18 protein-coding genes, 1 pseudogene and 1 CRISPR repeat array are annotated in these 21,609 nt (G+C 72.6%); of the genes and pseudogenes, 10 read left to right on the top strand and 9 right to left on the bottom strand.

The features are described 5' to 3' along the window. Positions 1 to 9: 9 nt before the first annotated feature. The 7 genes from traA to AC3CHW_RS12090 form a co-directional block, all read right to left on the bottom strand. A complete protein-coding gene (gene traA, locus AC3CHW_RS12120; protein ID WP_488470448.1) occupies positions 10 to 558 on the bottom strand; it encodes a plasmid transfer protein TraA in 549 nt (182 codons plus the stop codon). Between the two features lie 13 nt (positions 559 to 571). Further along, on the bottom strand, positions 572 to 1,069 hold the full coding sequence (locus tag AC3CHW_RS12115) for a hypothetical protein (RefSeq protein WP_488470447.1): 498 nt from the start codon (positions 1,067 to 1,069) through the stop codon (positions 572 to 574). Positions 1,070 to 1,222: 153 nt separating this feature from the next. After that, a complete protein-coding gene (locus AC3CHW_RS12110) occupies positions 1,223 to 1,594 on the bottom strand; it encodes an RRQRL motif-containing zinc-binding protein (RefSeq protein ID WP_488470446.1) in 372 nt (123 codons plus the stop codon). Next, complete coding sequence (locus AC3CHW_RS12105) at positions 1,594 to 2,403, bottom strand: DUF2637 domain-containing protein (RefSeq protein WP_488470445.1); 810 nt, start codon at positions 2,401 to 2,403, stop codon at positions 1,594 to 1,596. Before AC3CHW_RS12105 ends, AC3CHW_RS12110 begins: the two co-directional genes overlap by 1 nt. A gap of 50 nt (positions 2,404 to 2,453) precedes the next feature. Continuing rightward, a complete protein-coding gene (locus AC3CHW_RS12100) occupies positions 2,454 to 2,798 on the bottom strand; it encodes a hypothetical protein (protein ID WP_488470444.1) in 345 nt (114 codons plus the stop codon). Next, positions 2,795 to 3,439 (bottom strand): GGDEF domain-containing protein, encoded by a 645-nt coding sequence (locus AC3CHW_RS12095; RefSeq protein ID WP_488470443.1) that lies wholly within the window; start codon positions 3,437 to 3,439, stop codon positions 2,795 to 2,797. Before AC3CHW_RS12095 ends, AC3CHW_RS12100 begins: the two co-directional genes overlap by 4 nt. Positions 3,440 to 3,447: 8 nt before the next feature. Further along, a complete protein-coding gene (locus AC3CHW_RS12090) occupies positions 3,448 to 3,723 on the bottom strand; it encodes a DUF6284 family protein (RefSeq protein ID WP_488470442.1) in 276 nt (91 codons plus the stop codon). Between the two features lie 928 nt (positions 3,724 to 4,651). On the opposite strand from AC3CHW_RS12090, the gene AC3CHW_RS12085 reads away from it, so the two are divergent. Both AC3CHW_RS12085 and AC3CHW_RS12080 read left to right on the top strand, forming a co-directional pair. Beyond that, entirely contained in the window at positions 4,652 to 5,515 is an 864-nt protein-coding gene (locus AC3CHW_RS12085) for a GntR family transcriptional regulator (RefSeq protein ID WP_488470441.1), read from the top strand. Continuing rightward, a complete protein-coding gene (locus tag AC3CHW_RS12080; RefSeq protein ID WP_488470440.1) occupies positions 5,505 to 6,206 on the top strand; it encodes an HAD family hydrolase in 702 nt (233 codons plus the stop codon). Before AC3CHW_RS12085 ends, AC3CHW_RS12080 begins: the two co-directional genes overlap by 11 nt. Before the next feature lie 140 nt (positions 6,207 to 6,346). Next, a CRISPR array of direct repeats spans positions 6,347 to 7,352; the repeat unit is 29 nt; unit sequence GGGGCCATCCCCGCGTGCGCGGGGACCAG. A gap of 445 nt (positions 7,353 to 7,797) precedes the next feature. Here AC3CHW_RS12080 and AC3CHW_RS12075 read toward each other — a convergent pair. Then, on the bottom strand, positions 7,798 to 9,564 hold the full coding sequence (locus tag AC3CHW_RS12075) for a dolichyl-phosphate-mannose--protein mannosyltransferase (protein ID WP_488470439.1): 1,767 nt from the start codon (positions 9,562 to 9,564) through the stop codon (positions 7,798 to 7,800). A 157-nt stretch (positions 9,565 to 9,721) separates the two neighbouring features. On the opposite strand from AC3CHW_RS12075, the gene rsmI reads away from it, so the two are divergent. The 8 genes and pseudogenes from rsmI to AC3CHW_RS12035 all read left to right on the top strand — a co-directional run. After that, positions 9,722 to 10,570, top strand: coding sequence for a 16S rRNA (cytidine(1402)-2'-O)-methyltransferase (gene rsmI / locus AC3CHW_RS12070; protein WP_488471026.1), 849 nt, complete (start codon positions 9,722 to 9,724; stop codon positions 10,568 to 10,570). A 696-nt stretch (positions 10,571 to 11,266) separates the two neighbouring features. After that, the gene (locus AC3CHW_RS12065) at positions 11,267 to 11,728 is read left to right on the top strand and encodes a hypothetical protein (RefSeq protein ID WP_488470438.1); all 462 of its coding nucleotides are present in this window, start codon (positions 11,267 to 11,269) and stop codon (positions 11,726 to 11,728) included. A 227-nt stretch (positions 11,729 to 11,955) separates the two neighbouring features. Beyond that, positions 11,956 to 12,912 carry a TatD family hydrolase gene (locus AC3CHW_RS12060; RefSeq protein ID WP_488470437.1) on the top strand — a complete coding sequence of 319 codons (957 nt, stop codon included), beginning with the start codon at positions 11,956 to 11,958 and terminating at the stop codon, positions 12,910 to 12,912. A 324-nt stretch (positions 12,913 to 13,236) separates the two neighbouring features. Continuing rightward, positions 13,237 to 14,079 (top strand): 16S rRNA (adenine(1518)-N(6)/adenine(1519)-N(6))-dimethyltransferase RsmA, encoded by an 843-nt coding sequence (gene rsmA, locus AC3CHW_RS12055; RefSeq protein ID WP_488471025.1) that lies wholly within the window; start codon positions 13,237 to 13,239, stop codon positions 14,077 to 14,079. Between the two features lie 225 nt (positions 14,080 to 14,304). Continuing rightward, positions 14,305 to 15,273 carry a 4-(cytidine 5'-diphospho)-2-C-methyl-D-erythritol kinase gene (locus AC3CHW_RS12050; RefSeq protein ID WP_488470436.1) on the top strand — a complete coding sequence of 323 codons (969 nt, stop codon included), beginning with the start codon at positions 14,305 to 14,307 and terminating at the stop codon, positions 15,271 to 15,273. A 263-nt stretch (positions 15,274 to 15,536) separates the two neighbouring features. Then, positions 15,537 to 17,369 (top strand): ABC-F family ATP-binding cassette domain-containing protein, encoded by a 1,833-nt coding sequence (locus AC3CHW_RS12045; RefSeq protein ID WP_488470435.1) that lies wholly within the window; start codon positions 15,537 to 15,539, stop codon positions 17,367 to 17,369. A 341-nt stretch (positions 17,370 to 17,710) separates the two neighbouring features. Continuing rightward, positions 17,711 to 19,723: a hypothetical protein gene (locus AC3CHW_RS12040; protein ID WP_488470434.1), complete on the top strand. Its 2,013-nt coding sequence runs from the start codon at positions 17,711 to 17,713 to the stop codon at positions 19,721 to 19,723. Between the two features lie 304 nt (positions 19,724 to 20,027). Continuing rightward, positions 20,028 to 20,693: pseudogene (locus AC3CHW_RS12035) on the top strand (response regulator transcription factor); the annotation flags it as partial. Positions 20,694 to 21,224: 531 nt separating this feature from the next. Here the strand turns inward: AC3CHW_RS12035 and AC3CHW_RS12030 are convergent. Beyond that, a complete protein-coding gene (locus AC3CHW_RS12030) occupies positions 21,225 to 21,557 on the bottom strand; it encodes a hypothetical protein (protein ID WP_488470433.1) in 333 nt (110 codons plus the stop codon). Between the last annotated feature and the right edge of the window lie 52 nt (positions 21,558 to 21,609).

Here is a 21,609-nt window from a genome sequence, read left to right as displayed (position 1 = left end):
CCTACCTCCTTACTGCTGGGTCCAGTCGATGCGCGGCGTCTGGGGGCGCCGGGCACGGTGGCGGACGCGGTTGATCTCCTCTTCGTACTGCTGCTGGAAGACCGCGTACGTCGCCGCGGCAGCAACCCCGGCCGAGCGCAGCTCGTCAGCGGACTTTTGCAACTTGCGCGCCACGCGTGCGGCCCGCATCCGCGAGCCGCCCAACCGGCCGTCCGGGTCGGGGACGGCGGCCAGGACGCCTTTGAGGATCTCGGCGGCCATGGCCACCTCGATGGCCAGCGTGATGGAGGCGGCTCGCAGGGTGTTGCAGTAGTTGCGGACCTGCGCCGGCGAGGTGAAGTCCGGCTCCGGCAACAGGGACTGGGCCTGCGGGCGCTCGCGGCCCTGGCTAAGAGTTGTGGTGGTGTTGCGGTTGACGGTGACGTTGATCGGGGGCACGAACGTGCTGCCCATGGCCCCGACGAACCCGCCGGCCGCGGCGCCGGCGTTGGAGAACTTGTTCGGCTTGGCCGCCCCGCCCGCTGCTGCGCCGCTGGGCTGGCCCGTGGTGGATGCCATCAGGTGAACTCCTTTACTTCGAGCGGCGGACCATGAGCCAAGCGGCTTGCGCGCCGCTTGCCAGTACGAGCCAGGCCAGCGGCAGCGGCCCGCACAGCGGACCAAACCCAGCCGCCAGCGCCAGCCACGCCAGGGCGGTCACGGCCAGCAGGGTCAGCGCGATACGCCAGCCCAGCGCGGTGCCGGTGGCGGGGTGGGTGTGCTGGGTGCGCACGAGCCACACCAGCGGCGCGATCGCCACAGCGGCCAGCACCAGCCCAGACCACCACGCCACGGCGTGCAGCAACGCGGTAGCAGCCACAGCGAACAGCGCGGCGGCCGTGGGAGCCAGAGCGCGGCGCGAGCGCCAGAGCATGCGACCGGCGAAACCCAGCGCTTCGCGGGCCCAGGAGGGCCGCTCGGGCACGACGACCACGAACGGCTGCGAACGACGCCCGCGCTGGCGCGGGATACGGATGGTGGTCACACCCCCGGCCGTCTTCACGGCACGGGTACGACTACGACGGGACACGAAATCGAGTCCTCTCGATCAAGAAGAAGGGGTACGCCGGGGCCTCTCACCGGCCCGCCCGCGGCACCCGCTCGTACCCAGCGCGAGTACGCCGAATACGAGCGGGCGGGGGCGGGACGGGTACGGCGGGTACGGGCGTACTCGGAGTGAGGATCAAGCGGGGTACGCGCACGTCACGCACAGGCCCAGCGAGGTCGGGATGCAATACCCGGCATCGACGCGACAGCCCGAACAGGTACACCGAGCGCGCATCGCGGCGGCCAACGCCCGCACCCGCCCCGGCGTCATCGCGCGCACCGGCCGCGCCAGGTCCAGGCGGTACAGGTACGCGATGGCCACCCCTGCCTTACGGTGACGCGAGCGGCGCATGATCTGTGCCGCGACCGGCTGGCCCGCGGGCCGAAGTCCGCGGGCGCGCAGTTGGCGGCGCGTGGCTAGGCCGTCGGGGGCCAGGCGCCAGGGGTAGGTGGGGATGCCGTACCGGGCGCCGGTGGGGTCGTAGCAACGGCTGAACGCGGGGGACATCAGGTCGCCACCAGCGTGTGCAGCAGCTCCTCGCGGATGCGCTCAGCACGCTGCTGCCCGATGCCATACGCCTCACGAAGCTGCCGATACGGCACCGGCCGCCCCTGCTCCACGAACCCGGCAAAGCGCTGCCGAGCATCAGCGGTCAGGCTGTCCTCAGCCGGCGGGGCGGGACTGTCGTCGTGCGGCTCCACCCACCCCAACTCCAGCCGCTCCGTGTCTGGCTCCGGATCGGCGGGCGCCTCGGGTACGTCCTCGGGTACGGCGTCGGCGGGTGCCTCGGCCACGAGTACGGGCCCCGATTCGGCGGGTACATCCGGCGCCCGGTCATCCTCCGGGGCCGGCTCGGGCCGGGCCACGAGGGGCAGCAGCCGCACCCCGACAGGTACGGCCTCAGGGACCACGGGTAGGGCCTCGACCGTGGCGGGTACGTCCGCGTCCAACTCGGGTCCGGGCGGGGCGGTCAGGCGCTGGTGTACCTGGCGCATCAGGGCGCCGAAAGCCAGCAGCGCGGCGACCGGGGGTACGGCGGCCACCACGTACTCCAGCGGCCGACTCCCCTCCCCCACACCAGCGATGTTCAACGCGATCGAACCCAGCGAACCGGAAGCGGTAAGGCCGATGGCCCAGCCGTCGGTGCGGCGCATGAGCGAGGCGCGGAGCATGAGCAGCTCGCCGACGATGATGAACAAGTCGATCGTGCCCGGCCACGCCCAAGCACGAGCGCCACTCAACCCGTTGGCGGCGGCGGTGTCGTGCAGGTGCTCGTAAGAGAGCCAAAACGCACCGGCCGTCAACAACACGGTCACTGCCCCAGCCCCACCCGCCAACGCCTGCCTCGAAGCAGAACGAGCGCTCATCACGCCACCTCCGCGCCGGTTGGCGCCTGCGCGCCGGGCCCGTAGGCGACCAGGCGCACGCTGGCACCGGCGAACTCGGTGTAGGTGCTCAGGACGTGCGTGCGTCCACCGGACTGCACCGCGAACTCCACGGCATCCGGCTCGACACGTAGCGCCTGGCGCCAGGTCTCGAACGCGGCGAACCCACCCAGGTCCTCGGCGTCGCCGTGGAAGGAGAGTTCCAAGCGGTCCGGGAAGATCTCGGTGACCCTGATGGTGGGGGCGGGCAGGTGCGTGAAGTCGGTGGCCAGCAGGCGCAACGCCCGTAGCGGGGTGGCCAGCTCCTCAACCGTGGGCGCGTTCACCTGGCGCCCCCCGTCGGGTGGGTGCCGGGGCGGCCCGGGCGGCGGCCGTTGACGCTGGCGATAGCGGTGTGGTCGCTGTGGGCGATACGCCACCCGCCACCCGTGCGCTTGACCGCGTACATCGCCTCATCCGCCCCGCGCAGCAGCCGGGAACGGTCGGCCAGTGGCCAGTGCGGCGACCACACCGCGCCCACCGATGCCCCCAGCGTCACGGTGCGGCCCTCGAAGGGCACCGCGGCGCTCAGGTTCTCGTGCAACGTGCTCAGCGCGTCGGGCAGGTCGGTGGCGTGGGGGATGGTCAGGGCGGCGGCGAACTCGTCCCCGCCCAACCGCGCCACCACCCAGCGCTCAGCGTGTGCGGCGGCCCAGCGGTTGAGGCGGCTTCCGGTCGCGGTGATCGCGGCATCCCCGGCCAGGTGGCCGTGAGTGTCGTTGAGGACCTTGAACCCGTCCAGGTCGATGACCACCAGCATCACCGGCACCCGGCGCCGCAGCAGACGTTCCACGCCCTTCTCGAAGCGAGCACGGGTGGGCAGGCCGGACAGCGGGTCCAACCGGGCCTGGTGCAGGCGCCGGTGTAGCCACCACGTGGTGGCCGACCAACCCGTTAACAGCGGGGCCACCATCGCGGTGGCAGGCATCAGGGCACTCATGCCGCACCCCGCGGAAGGCTCTGCCTCGCGCGGGTGGCCAGCGCGGCCCGGGCGGCCAGCGCCTGGCGCCGGGCCCGGCGGACACGCCGCTCATCCAGCTCGCTCGGGGTGCGGTCCAAGGCGATGATGTGCGCGTCCGACAGGTCGATCTCCGCCAGGATCAGCGGCATCTCGGCCTCGATCGCGTCCAGCTCAGCGTCCGTCGGCTCCATCCACGGAGCGAACGCGGTAACGGCCTCCAGCAACGAGACCTTGAATGGGACGATGTGCATGGGTCGGTTTCCTTCCACGGGTCGGCCCAGTACGGCGCGGCCCCGGTGGTAGGACACCGGGGCCGTGTTCTTTCGGGGGTGGAAACGATCGGGTTGGTGATCCCGGCGCTCCTCACCGCCCCCGGCTCTCGCGAGCCAGGGGCGACTGAGCAACACAGGGCTCAAACCGCGGAGTCGAACCGCGACCAAGCGTTGAAAAAGGGGGCCGTGGCCTTACGGCTGGTAGCAGCCGGACGGCCGCGCAAACACGAGCTTCATAACGTTCACAGCGACCGTCCTTCCATCGAATCGGTGGCCAACCGGCCACGGCCAAGACGTACAAACGCCCCCTGCCGCCGCCCCCGCCCACCACAGCGGGCAGGGCATCACGGCGACGCAGAGAAGCGGGCCGCGCAGCCCCCACTCACGCTGTGCGTGGCGGAAGCTCCCGCGGCAGATGACGCAACGGGCTACGCGCCGGCCGGTCCAACCGACGCGCACCCTAGGTACTTCGGCGATGCATCACAGGTCCCTCCGATCGAACGGACCTCGGGTGATCACTGACCACACGCTGCCCGACCGAAAGATCGGGATGCTCGCGCGGCCCCCTACCCGCTCCCAAGCGGTCAGCAGGCAGAGCCCCTTTTCTTGCCCCGGGGAGGAGTCGCCCCAGACCGCCATCACGGCCGACGGTCGCCGGGACGCCGCAAATCAAAGGTGCTACGCAAACAGCGGCGGCGTCTCTCAAAGATCACTGTGGAGTTCTCAACGAACGAACGCTTCCTTCTGGCCCGTTTCACGAGGCCCTCCGGGCGCCACACACCGACCAGCCTGACCAACTTGGCTAGCCCGGTGAGCACAAGAACAACGTAGCCATCCTGGCTAGTCATGTCAACACATGGCTGTCCTGGCTGCTCTGGACCAGTCGTGCGGCCGTAGCATCGAGGGCATGACCTTCGCGCCTGAGCCGCTAGACCCGGACGACGACCGCCCCCCGTACGAGCAAGTCGCGCGCGGCCTGGCGGCGGCGATCCGCACGCGCAAGCTCAAACCAGGGGAAAAGCTGCCCTCCCACAAGAACTTGACCGAGCACTACGGGTTCGCCAGGGCCACGATCCAGAGGGCGTTGCGCGACCTCGAAGACGAAGGACTCGTCGTCTCGCGCAAGGGGAGCGGCGTCTACGTGCGGGAGCGCACCGAGCGCCCAGCGGGCTTGCGGCCCTACGTAGAGCAGGCGTTTGCCAGTGAGCACGTCACCATTGACTTCGCTGGCTTCTCCAGTGAGACCCTGCACAACACGCTGCAAGAGCCAATCGACAAAATCCGCGTGGGGCGACTGACGCCATCGAGCATTCGCATCCGAATTCTCGTCCCGGACATGTCTGTCACGCACGCAGCGCCAGTCCTCACGGATGGCGCAGACGACCCCCGGTTGCGGCGCCGCATGCACGATATGATGATGGGTTTCACCCGCAGTATCTCGAACGCAATCATGGAACTCAAACATCTTGAGCTAGTGCAAGATGCGAGCGTATCCGTTCGACTGCATAGCGGAACCCAGTTCTTCAAACTATACGTAATCAACGAGCGAGACGCATTCTTCGGGTACTACCCGATCCGACCCAATAAGGTTCTCGTACAGGGGAAAATGGTCGAATTCTTCGACCTTGTCGGAGCGGATGCCACGCTGTTTCACCACTCAGTCAACGATGGCGACTCCACCAGCGGTGCCCAGCAGGTAGAGCAGGCTAAGCGGTGGTTCGAAAGCGTATGGGGAACCATCGGAAGGGATTTTGACCCGAATGCCGAATGAAAGCCTGGTGCGACTCTTCGCGACTCGCGAAAGCGTGCTCTTCGACTTCGATGGGCCAGTTTGTGATGTATTCGCCGAGCACCCTGCGCGCGACATCGCACTTTCTCTCGCTGGCCTGATCTCGCGAGATAACGTTGCCCTTGGAGTCAAGGCGCAAAGCGTGACCGATCCCATGGAGGTGCTCCGCATCTCTCAGCAGTGTGGCGACCACGTCCTGAGTGCTGTAGAAGACACGCTTACGGAGGAAGAGGTGCGGGCCGTCCGCCTGGTCGAAGGCCCCGTGCAGGGGGCCAGGCTATCCCTTGAATCCGCACATTCATCGGGGCGTAAGGTGGCCATTGTTAGTAACAACTCGGTCGAGTGCGTTACTGAGTTTCTCGCGCTCCATGACTTGCAGGGCTTGGTGCACGAGGTAATTGGTCGTCCATATCGCCGACCAGACCTCATGAAGCCCGCGCCCCACTCGATCAATCTTGCCGCCGAGTCGCTGCACAGCGACCGGCGTAAATCCGTGCTGATCGGCGATTCAGTGACCGACATCGAAGCAGCGCACTCCGCGGAGGCTCTGGCCGTGGGGTTCGCCAACGCACCGCGGAAGGTCGCGGCTATGCGCGAAGCGCACGCCGACGCGGTGGTGACGGACATGGCCACCGTGGGGCACGCGCTGGCTGCGGCCTCGTGGGGGCCATGACGGCGGAAGGTCGCCGGGGTTTATCTCCGCACGCGCGGGGGCCAGAGAGGCGAACGGCAACGCGGCCGTGCGCGAACAGGGAACCGCCCCCGCAGGCGCGGGGACCAGGGCTGGGCGCCGCCCGCGTGCGGCCTGCCCGAGGGGCCATCCCCGCGTGCGCGGGGACCAGGGCGAAAGGGGCAAAGAGGGGCGGTGGGGCGAGGGGCCATCCCCGCGTGCGCGGGGACCAGCGGCGGGGTCGGTGGTCATCGGGTCTCCGGTGGGAACCATCCCCGCGTGCGCGGGGACCAGTTCGACGCGACGGGCAAGGTCGCCACGGCCGGAGGGCCATCCCCGCGTGCGCGGGGACTAGACCGTCGAGCAGACCATCCCGACCACCTTCCGAGGGCCATCCCCGCGTGCGCGGGGACCAGCCGGACAAACTCCGGCGGGGCGATCAGGTCTGGGGGCCATCCCCGCGTGCGCGGGGACCAGGTCGCAGAGCATGTGTTCAGTCGAACGGAGGCGGGGCCATCCCCGCGTGCGCGGGGACCAGCTCACGACGATCGGGACGTGGATCACGACCGCGGGGCCATCCCCGCGTGCGCGGGGACCAGCCCCGAGGTCGCAGGGGACGCATTCCTGGAGGGGGGCCATCCCCGCGTGCGCGGGGACCAGGTGGCGGTGTGGTGCCGGACCCGCTCCGAAATGGGGCCATCCCCGCGTGCGCGGGGACCAGACCCCCTGGCGAAAGCGGGTCAGGACGGCGGTGGGGCCATCCCCGCGTGCGCGGGGACCAGTCGATCACGTACCCGTGCTGCCGCATCGTGCCGGGGCCATCCCCGCGTGCGCGGGGACCAGGACACGGACGGGGACGGCCTGGCGGACACGGAGGGGCCATCCCCGCGTGCGCGGGGACCAGAGGTGGAGGGTTCGCGCGTGAACATGTCGGGCAGGGCCATCCCCGCGTGCGCGGGGACCAGAAGACGGTCTCGCGCTCCAGGTTCCACTCGGTGGGGCCATCCCCGCGTGCGCGGGGACCAGAGGTTCTCGTCTCGCACGTCTTCGGGGGTGTGGGGGCCATCCCCGCGTGCGCGGGGACCAGCATGCCCTTTCTGGAAAGTGGTGGCCTCGTGGTGGGGCCATCCCCGCACGCGCGGGGACCAGAGCAATTGACCTGCGGGTTCATCCGACGGAAGCCCGGTTTTTTGCAACTTCCATCGATCGCGACCTATCGCCCAATCTCGACAGAGTGGTCATAGCGCCCTAATCACCCCCTAACCTTTACGAGGCTATCGCCACTGGCTCTCTCCGCGCTGCTCGTTGTCCTGGTCTTTGTCCCGTTCGCTCGCGGTCACCACCGTTCACCGCCGTACGCACACCCTCTCTGGCCTGCCACGCGAACTTCGGCGAACGCCCCTGCACCACGACGGATCGGGTGCAGAGGAGGCAGGCTCGATGACTTCGGATCACACCTCTCACCAGGGCCTGCCGGCCCCTTCCCGGGCCGCCTCTGGGCCGTGTGGGGGCCGTCAAAGGGCGACTTGCAACGACCGGCGACGACCAACAACGACCTCCACCCCCCGCGCCGCACAACGGCTCGTCCTCCCAGCTAGATCCACGTATCCAGCCACATCCGGTCCCGCCACGCCTCCAGCGGGATGGCCTGCCCGGTGTAGATCGGGAAGAAGTAGATGAAGTTCCACACGATCAGCAGGACCAGCGCGCCCGCGCCGACCGCGCCGACGGTGCGGCGGCGTTCGGTGGCGGCGTGGGGGCCGACGATGGCGCCGAGCATCATGGCGACCGCGAGGCACAGGAACGGGATGAAGACGACCGCGTAGAAGGAGAAGATCGTGCGGTCCTGGTAGGCGAACCAGGGCAGCAGTCCGGCCGCCGTGGCGCCCAGGATGGCGCCCGCGCGCCAGTCGCGGCGCAGGGCCCAGCGGTAGAGGAGGTAGAGGAGCGCGAAGCAGGCCGCCCACCACAGCAGCGGCGTGCCGAGCGCGAGGACCTCGCGGGCGCACTTCCCGGAGGTGTCGGACGGGCAGCCGGCGGTGCCGGGCTCCGGCGACTCGTAGAAGTAGGACACGGGGCGCGACTGGATCAGCCAGGTCCACGGGTTGGACTGGTACGTGTGGGGCGAGTCGAGGCCCACGTGGAAGTCGTAGACCTCCTTCTCGTAGTGCCACAGGCTACGCAGCGGGTTGAGCAGCCAGGCGAAGGCGCCGTCCGACGAGTGGCCGCCGTCGGTCTCGGCCCAGTGCCGGAAGTAGCCGCTGTGCCGCCAGCCCAACTCCTCGCTGTAGCTGCCGCTGTTGGCGAACCAGCCGGCCCACGAGGCGACGTAGGTGGCGATCGCGACCGGCACCGTGGCCAGGAACGCCCACGGCACGTCGCGGCGCAGGGCCGTGCGGTAGGGGTGCCAGGCGCCCGCGGTGCGCCGGGCTCCCGCGTCCCAGACGACCGTCATCAGGCCGAACGCGGCCAGCACGTACAACCCGTTCCACTTGGTGCCGCACGCCAGGCCCAGGCTCACGCCGGCCACGATGCGCCAGGGGCGCCAGCCGAGGCCGAGCCGTTCGGCGACCGTGGCGTCCGGCCTGGCCAGGCCGTCGGAGCCGACGGGCAACGCCGCCGCGAGCCGGGCCCGGGCCTGGTCCCGGTCGACCAGCAGGGCGCCGAACGCCCCCAGGATGAAGAACATCAGCACCAGGTCGAGCAGCGCGGTGCGGCTCATCACGAAGTGCAGCCCGTCGACCGCGAGCAGGCCGCCGGCCAGGCAACCAAGGGCCGTGGAGCGGAACAGCCGCCGCCCGATGCGGCACAGCATGAGCACCGACAGGGTGCCGAGCAGCGCCACCATGAAGCGCCAGCCGAACGGGTTCAGGCCGAAGAACTGTTCGCCCAGCGCGATGACCCACTTGCCGACCGGCGGGTGGACGACGTACGACGGGGCGTCGCTGAGCGGGATGCGCTGCGGGTCGGCGACGATCTGGTCGTTGGCGTTCTTGCTCCAGGTCCCCTCGTAGCCGTACTGGAGCAGCGACCAGGCGTCCTTGGCGTAGTACGTCTCGTCGAATATGACCTCGTTCGGGCTGCCGAGGCGCCAGAACCTGAGCAGTCCGGCGAACAACGCCACCAGCAGCGGACCGATCCAGCCCCACCAGTGCGCCAGTCGGTGCGCCGGGACCGAGCCGATGCCGAGTGCCGTCCACAGCCGGGTGCCGGGCTCGGGGAAGGGCGGCACCAACCGGTCACGGACGTCGGTCCGCGCCCGGCCCGCGTAACCGAATCGGCGCAGCCTGAGCTGCCAGGGCAGCGGCTGCTGTTCGGCGGCTTGGCCCCGCTGGGCGTGGGTCGCGGTGTCACTCGTCACCGCGCCATCGTAGGGAACGGCCTGTCGACAGTCGCGGGGGCGGCGCTGCGCGGCCGTGTCCGCCGGGGGCCGGAGCCCCGGGGATCGCGGCCCGGGCCGGTCAGCCCCGGCCGGCGCCGGGCCGCCCGGCTGGGAGGATGGGGCCGTGACTGGAACGGTGAGCGGAACACTCGTACTCGCAGGGACCCCGATCGGCGACCCGGCCGACGCGCCGCCGCGGCTGGCCGCGGAGCTGGTCGCGGCCGAGGTGATCGCGGCCGAGGACACCCGACGGCTGCGCCGGCTGACCCAGGCCCTGGACGTGCGGCCGACCGCGCGCGTCGTCTCCTACTTCGAGGGCAACGAGTCGGCCCGCACGCCGGACCTGGTGGCCGCGCTGGAGGGCGGCGCGCGGGTGTTGCTGGTCACGGACGCCGGCATGCCGTCGGTCTCCGACCCCGGCTACCGCCTCGTCGCCGCCGCCGTCGAGCGCGACATCACCGTCACGGCCGTGCCCGGCCCGTCCGCCGTGCTCACCGCGCTCGCCGTCTCCGGGCTGCCGGTGGACCGCTTCTGCTTCGAGGGGTTCCCGCCGCGCAAGGCCGGCGAGCGGCTCAGCCGGTTGCGCGAGGTCGCGGCCGAGCGCCGCACGCTCGTGTACTTCGAGTCCCCGCACCGGGTGGCCGAGACGCTGTCGGCCATGGCCGAGGCGTTCGGCGCGAACCGGCGGGCGGCCGTGTGCCGGGAGCTGACCAAGACGTACGAGGAGGTCAAGCGGGGCTCGCTGGCGGAGCTGGCCGCGTGGGCCGCCGGCGACGTACGGGGCGAGATCACCCTCGTCGTCGAGGGCGCGCCCGAGCCCGGGCCGCAGGACCTGACCCCCGCCGAGCTGGCCCGCCGGGTCGCGGTCCGCGAGGAGGAGGCGGGGGAGCGGCGCAAGGAGGCCATCGCGGCGGTGGCGGCCGAGACCGGGCTGCCCAAGCGCGAGGTGTTCGACGCGGTGGTGGCGGCGAAGAACGCGGGCTAGCTGTTTCGTCCGGGCCGGGCGCCGGCCACGCGGGCCGGGACGCCGGCTGAGCGCCGGCGGTCGCCTGACGGGTACGGCGCGCTCGCGGTGCGCCCCGGTGTGCGGGACCGGGGAGAGTCGTCGGCGAGGAATGCTCGGCATGCCCGAATGGAGGGCGCAGGTAAATGCGGTGACCGTCCGCCCGTTTCTCCGTGGGCGAGTTCGGGATGTGACGTGACCGCTTAGGGGAGAAGCTCCTCCGGATTTCCGAAAATCGCCCCGGTGAAGGCCGATGGGGAAATGGAGTGACCGGAGCGCGTTAGCGAAGTGATATGAGTGCGGCGCGTGGCGCTTGGCAGGTACGGGGATTTCCTGACGGTCGCGCGGGGGCTGCGCGCCAGCGGGTGCGGGCCGGGTAGCGGGGGCGGGCGTCGAAGGGGCTCGTATGAGCGCCACTACTGCGAAGGCGAGCGCGTACGCTGCGACAACGTGTTCACCTCCGTTTCGGGCGTCCAGGCCGGAACCCCGTGGAAGGTAAAGGGCTCACCGCGAAAGGTAAACACGAGACCGCGCATTCGGCCCTTTTGGCACCGGCTATTCAAATGTGCCCCAAGGACTGGAAACCCCTACTGCGCGAGCACACTCACGGGAGTCCACTGGACGCGGGGGGAAATCCCCGATCCCGGAAGGCTTGTCCCACGGACAAGAGGAGCTGCCATGAGCGACACCACAGAAACCACGGGCGGTAGCCATTCCCTACCCGAGGCGCTGGCCCGCGCGCAGGCCGCGCCGTCCGGCACCGCGGCCGGCACACCGGCCGCGCACGAGGCGTACGCGTTCGCCTGCATGCACTGCGGGCACGGCTGGGAGCAGGCGTACGACATCGAGCACCACGTGGACGCCCTCGGGCAGGCGTACGTGAGCTACCACGCGGGCGGCGAGCGGGTGCCCTCGCCGCTCACCCAGCCGACCTGCCTCAACTGCGGCGCGCACGTGCTGCGCATCATGCGGTCGGGCCAGGTCACCTCGGCCTCGCGGGCCATGCCGTACGGGCGGACGCCGGGCCAGCGCACCGCGGACGCGGGGACCACCGACGCCCGGGCCACGGCTGCCGCGGCGAGTTCGGCCGGCGGCCACCACTGGCACCTCGCGGACCTCTGGCCGTTCCACCGCAAGTGAGCCCGCGCGGGCGCCGGCGGCGTGCGGGCGCGGGACCCCGCCCCCACGCCCGCCGCCCGGCGCGCCCCGCCCCGTGTCCCCGGGCCCCGTGCTCGCGCGCCGCCGCCCGTCCCCGACCATGCCGGCCTCCGGCCATGCCGTCCCTCGGCCATGCCGGCCTCCGGCCGTACCAGCCCCCGACCATGCCGACCCGTCGGCCACGCGGGGCGCTCCTTACAATCGCGACCATGGCGGAGACGGCACACACCAGCACCAACGGCGGCGCTCCCGCCGCCCCGGGCGGCGGCAACCGGAGCGCTGACCGATCCAAGGACGCGCCCCCGCCGCTGCCGGAGCCGCTGCGGGTGGCGGTGGCCGACTCGCACACCCACCTGGACATGCAGCGGGGCACGGTGGACGAGGCGTTGGCCAAGGCCGCGTCGGTCGGTGTGACGACGGTCATCCAGGTCGGCTGTGACCTGGCGGGTTCGCGCTGGGCGGCCGAGACGGCCGCCGCGCACGAGGCCGTGTGGGCCACCGTGGCCCTGCACCCGAACGAGGCCCCGCGCATCGTGCTCGGCGACCCCGAGGGCAACGAGACGGGCGGCGGCCGGCCGCGCCCAGCGCGCCCGGCCGGCGGCGACGCCGCGCTGGACGAGGCCCTGGCGGAGATCGACGCGCTGGCGGCGCTGCCGCAGGTGCGCGGCGTCGGCGAGACGGGGCTCGACTACTTCCGCACCGGCCCGGAGGGCATGGCCGCGCAGGAACTGTCGTTCCGCCGCCACATCGACATCGCCAAGCGGCACGGCAAGGCGCTCGTCATCCACGACCGCGAGGCCCACGACGACGTGCTGCGGGTGCTGGACGAGGAGGGCGCGCCCGAGACGGTCGTCTTCCACTGCTACTCGGGCGACGCCGCGATGGCGAAGGTCTGCGCGGAGCACGGCTACTACCTGTCCTTCGCCGGGAACGTCACCTTCAAGAACGCCCAGCCGCTGCGCGACGCGCTCGCCGTCGCCCCGCTCGACCGGGTCCTGGTCGAGACGGACGCCCCGTTCCTGACCCCGATGCCCTACCGGGGCCGCCCCAACGCCCCGTACCTGATCCCGCTGACCCTGCGGGCCATGGCCGACGTGCGCGGCATCGGTGAGGACGAGTTGGCGACGGCCGTGGCCGCCAACACGGCGCGCGCCTTCGGCTACTGAGACGTTGCTGAGAGCGGACTGCTGAGGCGGGTTGCTGACAGCGGATCGCTGGGAGCGGCCGGGCCGGGGCCGGAAGGACGCCGCCCCGCAGGGGCCCGGCGGGCCGGGCGGGCGCGCGGAAGCGGGCGCGCGAGGTGCGCCGGGGGCGGGCGGGCGCGGTGGGGGTGGCGGCGTGGGCCGTAAACTCAAGCGGTGAGCTCCACCCCTAACGCCGATGACCGCGCCGGCGACCCCGCCCCCTCCGGACCCGCCGCCTCCGGCTCCCCAGCCAGCCCCAGCCCGGCCGCCCCGCCCCCCGGGCCCGCCGCCGAGCCGTCGGCCGCGCTGCTCGGGCCCGCCGACATCCGCGAACTGGCCGCGGCGCTCGGGGTGCGCCCCACCAAGCAGCGCGGCCAGAACTTCGTGATCGACGCCAACACGGTGCGCCGCATCATCCGCACCGCCGAGGTGCGGCCGGACGACACGGTGGTGGAGGTCGGCCCCGGGCTCGGCTCGCTCACCCTCGCGCTGCTCGAAGCGGCCGAGTGGGTCACGGCGGTGGAGATCGACGACGTGCTCGCCGCGGCGCTGCCCAGCACCGTGGCCGCCCGGCTGCCCGAGCGGGCCGAGCACTTCGCGCTCGTGCACTCCGACGCCATGCGCGTCACCGAACTGCCCGGGCCGCCCCCCACCGCCCTGGTCGCCAACCTGCCGTACAACGTCGCCGTGCCCGTCCTGCTGCACATGCTCGCGACCTTCCCCAGCATCGAGCGCACGCTGGTCATGGTCCAGGCCGAGGTGGCCGACCGGCTCGCCGCGCCGCCCGGCTCCAAGGTGTACGGGGTGCCGTCGGTGAAGGCCGCCTGGTACGCGGAGGTCAGGCGGGCCGGCGCGATCGGCCGCAACGTCTTCTGGCCCGCCCCGAACGTGGACTCCGGCCTCGTCTCGCTGGTCCGCCGTGCCGCGCCGCCGCAGACCAGCGCCACGCGGGCGGAGGTGTTCGCGGTCGTGGACGCCGCGTTCGCGCAGCGCCGCAAGACGCTGCGGGCCGCGCTCGCGGGGTGGGCCGGCTCGGCCGCCGCCGCCGAGGCGGCGCTCGTGGCCGCCGGGGTGTCGCCGCAGGCGCGCGGCGAGTCGCTGACGGTGGAGGAGTTCGCGGCGATCGCGGAGCACGGCCCCGGCAAGTGAGGCCCGGCGCCGTCCGGTCGCCGGCCGTCGCCGGGCCGGCGCGGGAGTCCGCCGGCGACGCGCCCCGCGTGCGCCGTGGCTCGCGGCGGGCCGGTCGCGGGAGCCGGGCGCGCGACAGGTGAGACGCCGGCCAGCGGCCCGACACCCGGAGTCCGTAGGGTGCGATCACCACCAACCGTCGCCGCCCGCACCGCGGCGGCCCCGGAACCGAGGAGCCAAGAGCCCGTGATCGACTCCATCGCCGTTCGCGTCCCGGCCAAGGTCAACGCCCAGCTCGCGGTGGGTGGCCGCAGGCCGGACGGATTCCACGACCTGGCCAACGTCTTCCTGGCCGTCGGCCTGTACGACGAGATCACGGTCACCCCGGCCGACGAGCTGCGGATCACGGTCGAGGGCCCGGACGCCGACCAGGTGCCCCGCGACCGTACGAACCTCGCCGCCCGCGCCGCCGAACTGCTCGCCGCCCGACACGGCATCGAACCCCGGGTGCACCTCCACATCGCCAAGGACATTCCGGTCGCCGGCGGCATGGCCGGCGGCAGCGCGGACGGCGCCGGCGCGCTGCTGGCCTGCGACGCGCTGTGGAACACCGGCGCGACGCGCGAGGAACTCCTCGACATCTGCGCCGAGTTGGGCAGCGACGTGCCGTTCAGCCTGGTGGGCGGGGCCGCGCTGGGCCGGGGCCGGGGTGAACTGCTCACCCCGCTCACCGTCGGCGGCACCTTCCACTGGGTCTTCGCCGTGGCGGACGGCGGGCTCTCGACGCCCGCCGTCTACGGCGAGTGCGACCGGCTGCGCGCCGAGCGTGGTGCCGGCGACACCACCGACGACGTGCCGGCGCCCGAGCCGTCGGCCGCCCTCCTCGACGCGCTGCGCGCCGGCGACGCCACCGCGCTCGCCGCCGCCCTGACCGCGGGCCCGGACGGTTCCAGCAACGACCTCCAGGCCGCGGCGGTCTCGCTGCGCCCCTCCCTCGCCGACACCCTGCGGGCCGGCACCACGGCGGGCGCGCTCGCCTCGCTGGTCTCCGGCTCCGGCCCGACCTGCGCCTTCCTGGCCAAGGACGCGGCGGGCGCGGAGCAGGTGGCCACGGCGCTCGCCGCCTCCGGGACCTGCCGCACGGCCCGCGTGGCCGCGAGCCCGGCCGCCGGCGCCACGGTGGTACGCGAGGACCGCCGGGCCCCGAGCGCCTGACCGCCCGCCCACCTCCCCGTACGCCCCTGGCCGTACGACCGCCCGATCCGTACGCCCCCGCTCGTACGACCAACCGGCCAACCAACCAACCGGCCGATCGCGCGCCGGCCGGCCGAACCCTTGGGCCAGGGCCCGCGCGCCCGCCCGCTCGCGCCCCCACGCGCCGGCGCGTGGGGGCTCCGCACCCCGCGCGACGGCGCGATCCGGGGCCCGGCCCGTGGCGACTACGCTGGAGCTCGAACGCCCCCCGTCCCAGGAGTGAGATGGCAACGAACCTCGTCAATCTGGAAACCGTGAGCAAGGTGTACGGCACCCGTGCCCTGCTCGACGGGATCTCCCTCGGCGTCAATGAGGGCGACCGGATCGGCGTCGTCGGCCGCAACGGTGACGGCAAGACCACCCTCATCCGGATGCTCGCCAAGCTGGAGGAGGCCGACCAGGGGCGCGTCACGCACTCCGGTGGGCTGCGGCTCGGCGTGCTGACCCAGCACGACTCGCTCGACCCGGCCGCCACCGTGCGGCACGAGGTGATCGGCGACCTCGCCGACCACGAGTGGGCGGGCAACGCCAAAATCCGCGACGTGCTGACCGGCCTGTTCGGCGGGCTCGACCTGCCCGGCTTCGGGCAGGGCCTGGACACCGTGATCGGCCCGCTGTCCGGTGGCGAGCGGCGCCGCATCGCGCTCGCCAAGCTGCTCATCGGCGAACCCGAGCTGATCGTCCTGGACGAGCCGACCAACCACCTCGACGTGGAGGGCATCTCCTGGCTCGCCGGCCACCTGCGGGCCCGCCGCTCGGCGCTGGTGGTCGTCACCCACGACCGCTGGTTCCTCGACCAGGTCTGCACCCGCATGTGGGACGTGCAGCGCGGCCAGGTGCACGAGTACGAGGGCGGCTACAGCGACTACGTCTTCGCGCGCGCCGAGCGCGAGCGCATCGCGGCCACCGAGGAGGCCAAGCGGCAGAACCTGATGCGCAAGGAGCTGGCCTGGCTGCGGCGCGGCGCCCCGGCCCGTACCAGCAAGCCGCGCTTCCGCATCGAGGCCGCCAACGCGCTGATCGCCGACGTGCCCCCGCCCCGGGACAGCGCCGAGCTGATGAAGTTCGCCAACTCCCGGCTCGGCAAGACCGTCTTCGACCTGGAGGACGTGACCATCCAGGCCGGGCCGAAGACCCTGCTCAAGCACCTGACCTGGCAACTCGGGCCCGGCGACCGGATCGGCCTGGTCGGCGTCAACGGCGCGGGCAAGACCTCGCTGCTGCGCGCCATGGAACGGGCCGCCCGCACCGAAGGCGAGGAGCAGCCGGCGGCGGGCCGGATCGCGGTCGGCAAGACCGTACGCCTGGCCTACCTGTCGCAGGAGGTCGCCGAACTCGACCCCACCTGGCGCGTCCTACAGGCCGTCGAACAGGTGCGGCAACGCGTTGACCTGGGCAAGGGCCGCGAGATGACCGCCTCGCAACTGTGCGAGCACTTCGGCTTCGCCAAGGAGAAGCAGTGGACGCCGGTCGGCGACCTGTCCGGCGGTGAGCGGCGCCGGCTGCAGATCCTGCGACTGCTGATGGACGAGCCCAACGTGCTCTTCCTGGACGAGCCGACCAACGACCTCGACATCGAGACGCTGACCCAGCTTGAGGACCTGCTCGACGGCTGGCCCGGCTCGCTCGTGGTGATCAGCCACGACCGGTACTTCATCGAGCGCACCACCGACCGCGTCCTCGCGCTGCTCGGCGACGCCACGCTGCGGATGCTGCCGCGCGGCGTCGACGAGTACCTGGAGCGGCGCCAGCGCACGCGGGCGGCGGCCTCCGCCGCGCCGGCCGCCCCCACGGGCCCGGCCGCCGGCGCCGCCGGTGACAAGGACCGGCCGCGCGAGAAGTCGGCGGGCGAGCAGCGCGCCGCGCAGAAGGAGTTGCAGCGCATCGAGCGCCGCCTCGACAAGATCAGCGAGCAGGAGACCAGGCTGCACGCCCAGATCGCCGAGCACGCCACCGACTTCGAGCGCGTCGCCGAACTCGACGGCAAGCTACGGGAGCTGTCGGGCGAACGGGACGAACTGGAATCGCGCTGGCTGGAACTGGCCGACGACGCGTGACCGTTCGCGCCCCCGGCCCCGCCGCCTGACGCGCCTGCGCGACCCGGCCCGGCACCCGCCACACGGGTGCCGGGCCGGGTCGTATCCGGGCCGCTCGCGGCAGGTCGGCGCCGGGATGGCCGGCCCGGGCGGTGCAACGGTCTCGTCACGGGCCGGTATCAGCTCCTGGGCCGGCCGGCCACCGGCACCTGTCATGCGATGACCGGGTGATACAAAGAACACCCGCTCGCCTGCCATCGCCAGGCCGCATTCATGTCCGATTCGCTCCGTCTCCGATGGATTTCAGCCACGGTGACAGCGGGGGAGGCCGGTCGGCCATGGCCCCACGAGAAGGAATGCCGATGTCACAGCCGCCCCAACAGCCGCCGCAGGGCGGCTACGGCGCACCGCGGGACCCGCACGACGGGTCCACCCCGGGTTACGGCGACGCCCCCGGGAGCCACGCGCAACAGCCCGCCCCACCCGGCTACGGCTACCCGCAGCAGCCGACCCAGGTGGCCAACTACGGCTACCCGCAGACGCCGCCCGGCCAGCAGCCGCAGCCGCCGCAGACCCCGCCGCCGGCCCAGGCGCCGCAGACGCCGCCGCCCCCCGGGCCGCCCGGCACCCCGCCGCAGTTCGCCAAGGCCCCGCAGACCCCGCCGCCGCCCGGCCCGCCCGGCGCCCCGGCCCAGGCGCCGCAGACCCCACCGGTCGGCGCCGGAGGCTACGGCTACCCGCAGGCCCCGACCCAGGCGGGCGGCTACGGCTACCCGCAGGCGCCGACCCAGGCCGGCGGCTACGGCTACCCCACGCAGCCGGGCGCGCCGTACGGCGCCGGGCAGCAGGGCCCGTACGGGCAGGGCCCCTACGGGCAGACCCAGCCGGGCGGCTACCCGGCCGGCGCGCCGTTGCCCCAGGGCGCCCCGGGCGGCGACAACCGGCCGGGCAAGCAGCGCATGGCGATCATCGTCAGCGCCGTGGTGGCGATCGCGCTGATCGTCGGCGGCGGCGTGTGGTTCGCCACCAAGGGCGGCGACGACGGCGACAGCGAGGCGAAGAAGAAGGACCCCGGCACCAGCCAGGGCACGACCGGCGGTGAGGAGGGCGAGGGCGGCGTCAAGAAGCGGCCCAAGCCGAAGCTGGTCGGCGGCAACCTGGTCTCCAAGGTCCCGATGCCCCGGGTCAGGGAGCAGGCGAACTCGCCCGGCCTGTGGGCCACCGACAAGGTGTGGGCCAAAGGCCAGATCGACAAGATCGTCGGCTACCCGGTCAGCGGCGGCTCGTCCGCGCAGTACGAGATCCCGCTCGGCGGCGAGCTGTGCTGGGGCAGCACCCAGGTCACCAAGGAGGGCATGACCGCCGTCGTCTTCCAGGACGGCAAGCCCACCGCCGAGAACAAGTACCCCGACTGCAGCGAGGTCGGCCTCGTCGACCTGAACAACGGCAAGCTCGTGTGGCAGCGCAGCATCAAGGAGGCCGACGAGAAGCTCGAGTTCGACGAGGTCACCATCGGCGGCGGCACCATCGCCGCGGGCGGCCTGGACGGCGGCGCCGCGTGGTCCATGAAGGGCGACAAGCTCTGGTCGCCGCAGGCCAACGAGGAGTGCTCGGACTACGGCTACGGCGGCGGCCCCAAGCTGGTGGCGGTGCGCGGCTGCGGCGAGTACGGCGAGGCCCGGATGTCGGTCCAGCTCATCAACCCCAAGGACGGGAACATCCTGTCCGAGTACAAGCTCACCGACGGCCTCGACGACGTGCACGTGGTCTCCACCGACCCGATGGTCATCGGCGTGGACGCCGGCGACTCGACGGGCGCCTCGGTCTCCGACTTCATGACCATCGACCCCTCGCAGCGCAAGGGCAAGCTGGTCAGCAAGATCGCGACCGGCAACGGCAAGTTCACGGCGGAGTGCCAGACCAACGAGGTCGAGTCCTGCACCAAGGTCGTCATCGCCAAGGACAAGCTGTTCATGGCCACCGAGGAGCGCAGCGGCTCCTCCGACACGCTGCCGCAGAACGAGGTCGTGGCGTACTCGCTGACCACCGGCAAGACCGTGGGCAAGACCGACGGCGTGCCCACCTCCAGCATCACGCCGATGCAGTTGGACGAGGACGGCTACCTCATCGCCTACCAGGACACCACGTACCGGGAGGGCGGCGCCGTCTGGCAGATCGACCCGAACACGTACGAGAAGGCCAAGCTGATGCAGAACGCGACGGCCACCGCGGAGACGGAGTCCAACTACAGCCTGGGCCACGAGGTGTTCCTGTGGGCCAACAAGAAGCTGTACATGGGCGACATCTACGCCACCGAGCCGCGCGACTACCAGCGCGGTGAGGACCTCCTAGCGATGGTTTTCGGCCCCAACTGACCAGTGCGGCACTGCTGCACGGATGGTGGCCCCACCGGTACGTTCCGTACTGGTGGGGCCGTTGTCGTGTCGAGAGGATCTCTTTGTGAGCGGAACTGAGCGCGATGGGACGGGTTTCGGCACACCGGCTGCTTCTTCCTGCTAAGGGGCGCGCAATGTCGAACAAGCGTGTAGCTTCCGGGGGCAAGAGATCGGGGGCCGGGTGCGGGCTGGGGGGCTCGCACCGTCGCGACGGCACGATCTCGATCGACACGGGGACCACGGACAACCGGGACGGTCGTCCCCGGGCGGATGGGGGGAGTTCATGGGCGTGCGAGTCATGGTGGTCGACGACCACCGACTGCTCGCCGAGGCGCTCGCCTCGGCGTTGAAGCTCCGCGGGCACCGGGTGCTCGCCGCTGCCGCGCCGAGCGCGGGGGCCGCGGACCTGGTCGTGAGCCGGGCACCCGAGGTGTGCCTGCTGGGCACCGGAACGCCCGCCGAGCCGGGCGTGTTCGAGCCGGTGGTGCGGATCAAGAAGGAGCGGCCCCAGGTCGCGGTCGTGGTGCTCGGTCCGGTGCCCAGCCCGCGCGGCATCGCCGCCGCCTTCGCGGCCGGCGCCTCCGGGTACGTGCGGCACGACGAGCGCATCGAGGGCGTCGAGCGCGCCATGATCAAGGCGCGCGCCGGGGACGCGGCGGTGGCGCCCGGCCTCCTGCAGGGCGCGTTCGCGGAGTTGCTCAACCCCGCGGCGCAACCCGACGACGAGGGCGCCCGGTTGCTGCAACTGCTCACGCCGCGCGAGGTGGAGGTGCTGGTCCGGGTCGCCGAGGGCGAGGACACCCGGCTGATCGCGGCGGGCATGGCCATCGCGCCGAGCACGGCCCGCACGCACGTGCAGCGCGTCCTGATGAAGCTGGGCGTCGGCTCCCGCCTGGAGGCGGCGGCGCTCGCGGCGCGCACCGGGCTGCTCGACCGGGCCACGGCCTCCCGGCGCGCCGCCGCCACGCTGGACGCGCCGGCCGACGCGCCCACCGACGGCCCCGGCGCGGCCCCGCCGCACGCCACCGGCCCGCTGACCCCCGGGCGCCCCGGCGCCGGCGGCCCACCAGCCCCGGGCCGGCTCGGCCGCGGCGGCCAGACCCCGCCGAGCCGCGGCGCCGTCCAGGGACACCCGGGGCGGGTCAGCCCCGGATACGGCGAAGGAGGCCAGGTCCCACCGGGCCGTGGGCCGAACGGCCCCGGCTACCCCGGCCGCCCGGGCCGACCCGAACTCGGCCCACGCGGCGGCGGCGCGGGCCCGGCCCCGGGACCCGGCCGGGGCTGAGCCTCCGGCCCGAGACCGGGCCGGCCGGCGCTGACCTGGCGCGGGACCTGCCGGCCGGCGCTGACCTGGCGCGGGACCTGCCGGCCGGCGCTGACCTGGCGCGGGACCTGCCGGTCGGCGCTGACCTGGCGCGGGACCTGCCGGTCGGCGCTGACCTGGCGCGGCCCGGCCGGGGCCGGGTGCGCGCGGCCCGGCTCAGGGGGCCGGCGTGTCCCGGTCCGGGTCCGGGCCCGGCGTGGTGTCTGCCGCCCGCGACGGCTCGGCCGGGGGCGGCGGGGGCATGGGGCGCAGGTAGAGCCAGCCGAGGAAGAACACGCCGAGGGCGAGCATGCCCAGGCCCGTCCACAGGTTGATGTTGATGTTCTCGGCCTTCTCCAGGTCCGCGTCGGACGCGGTGAGGCCGGCGATGGTGACCAGCACGCCGTAGACCACGAACAGGCCGCCGATGATGCGGCGTACGTCGAAGAGTCGGGCCGCGGTCGCTGACGTGCGCTCAAGCTCGTCGACCTCGTGCTGATAGTCGCTCATGAGGCTGCTTCCTTCGCGGGAGAGGGGCGCTCGGCGCCCGGGTGCGGGGCGG

The organism is Streptomyces sp. MGP-BFMKR1, assembly GCF_057766585.1.
The sequence above is the reverse complement of the archived record's forward strand: the minus strand, read 5'-3'. Positions and strand labels throughout refer to the sequence as shown.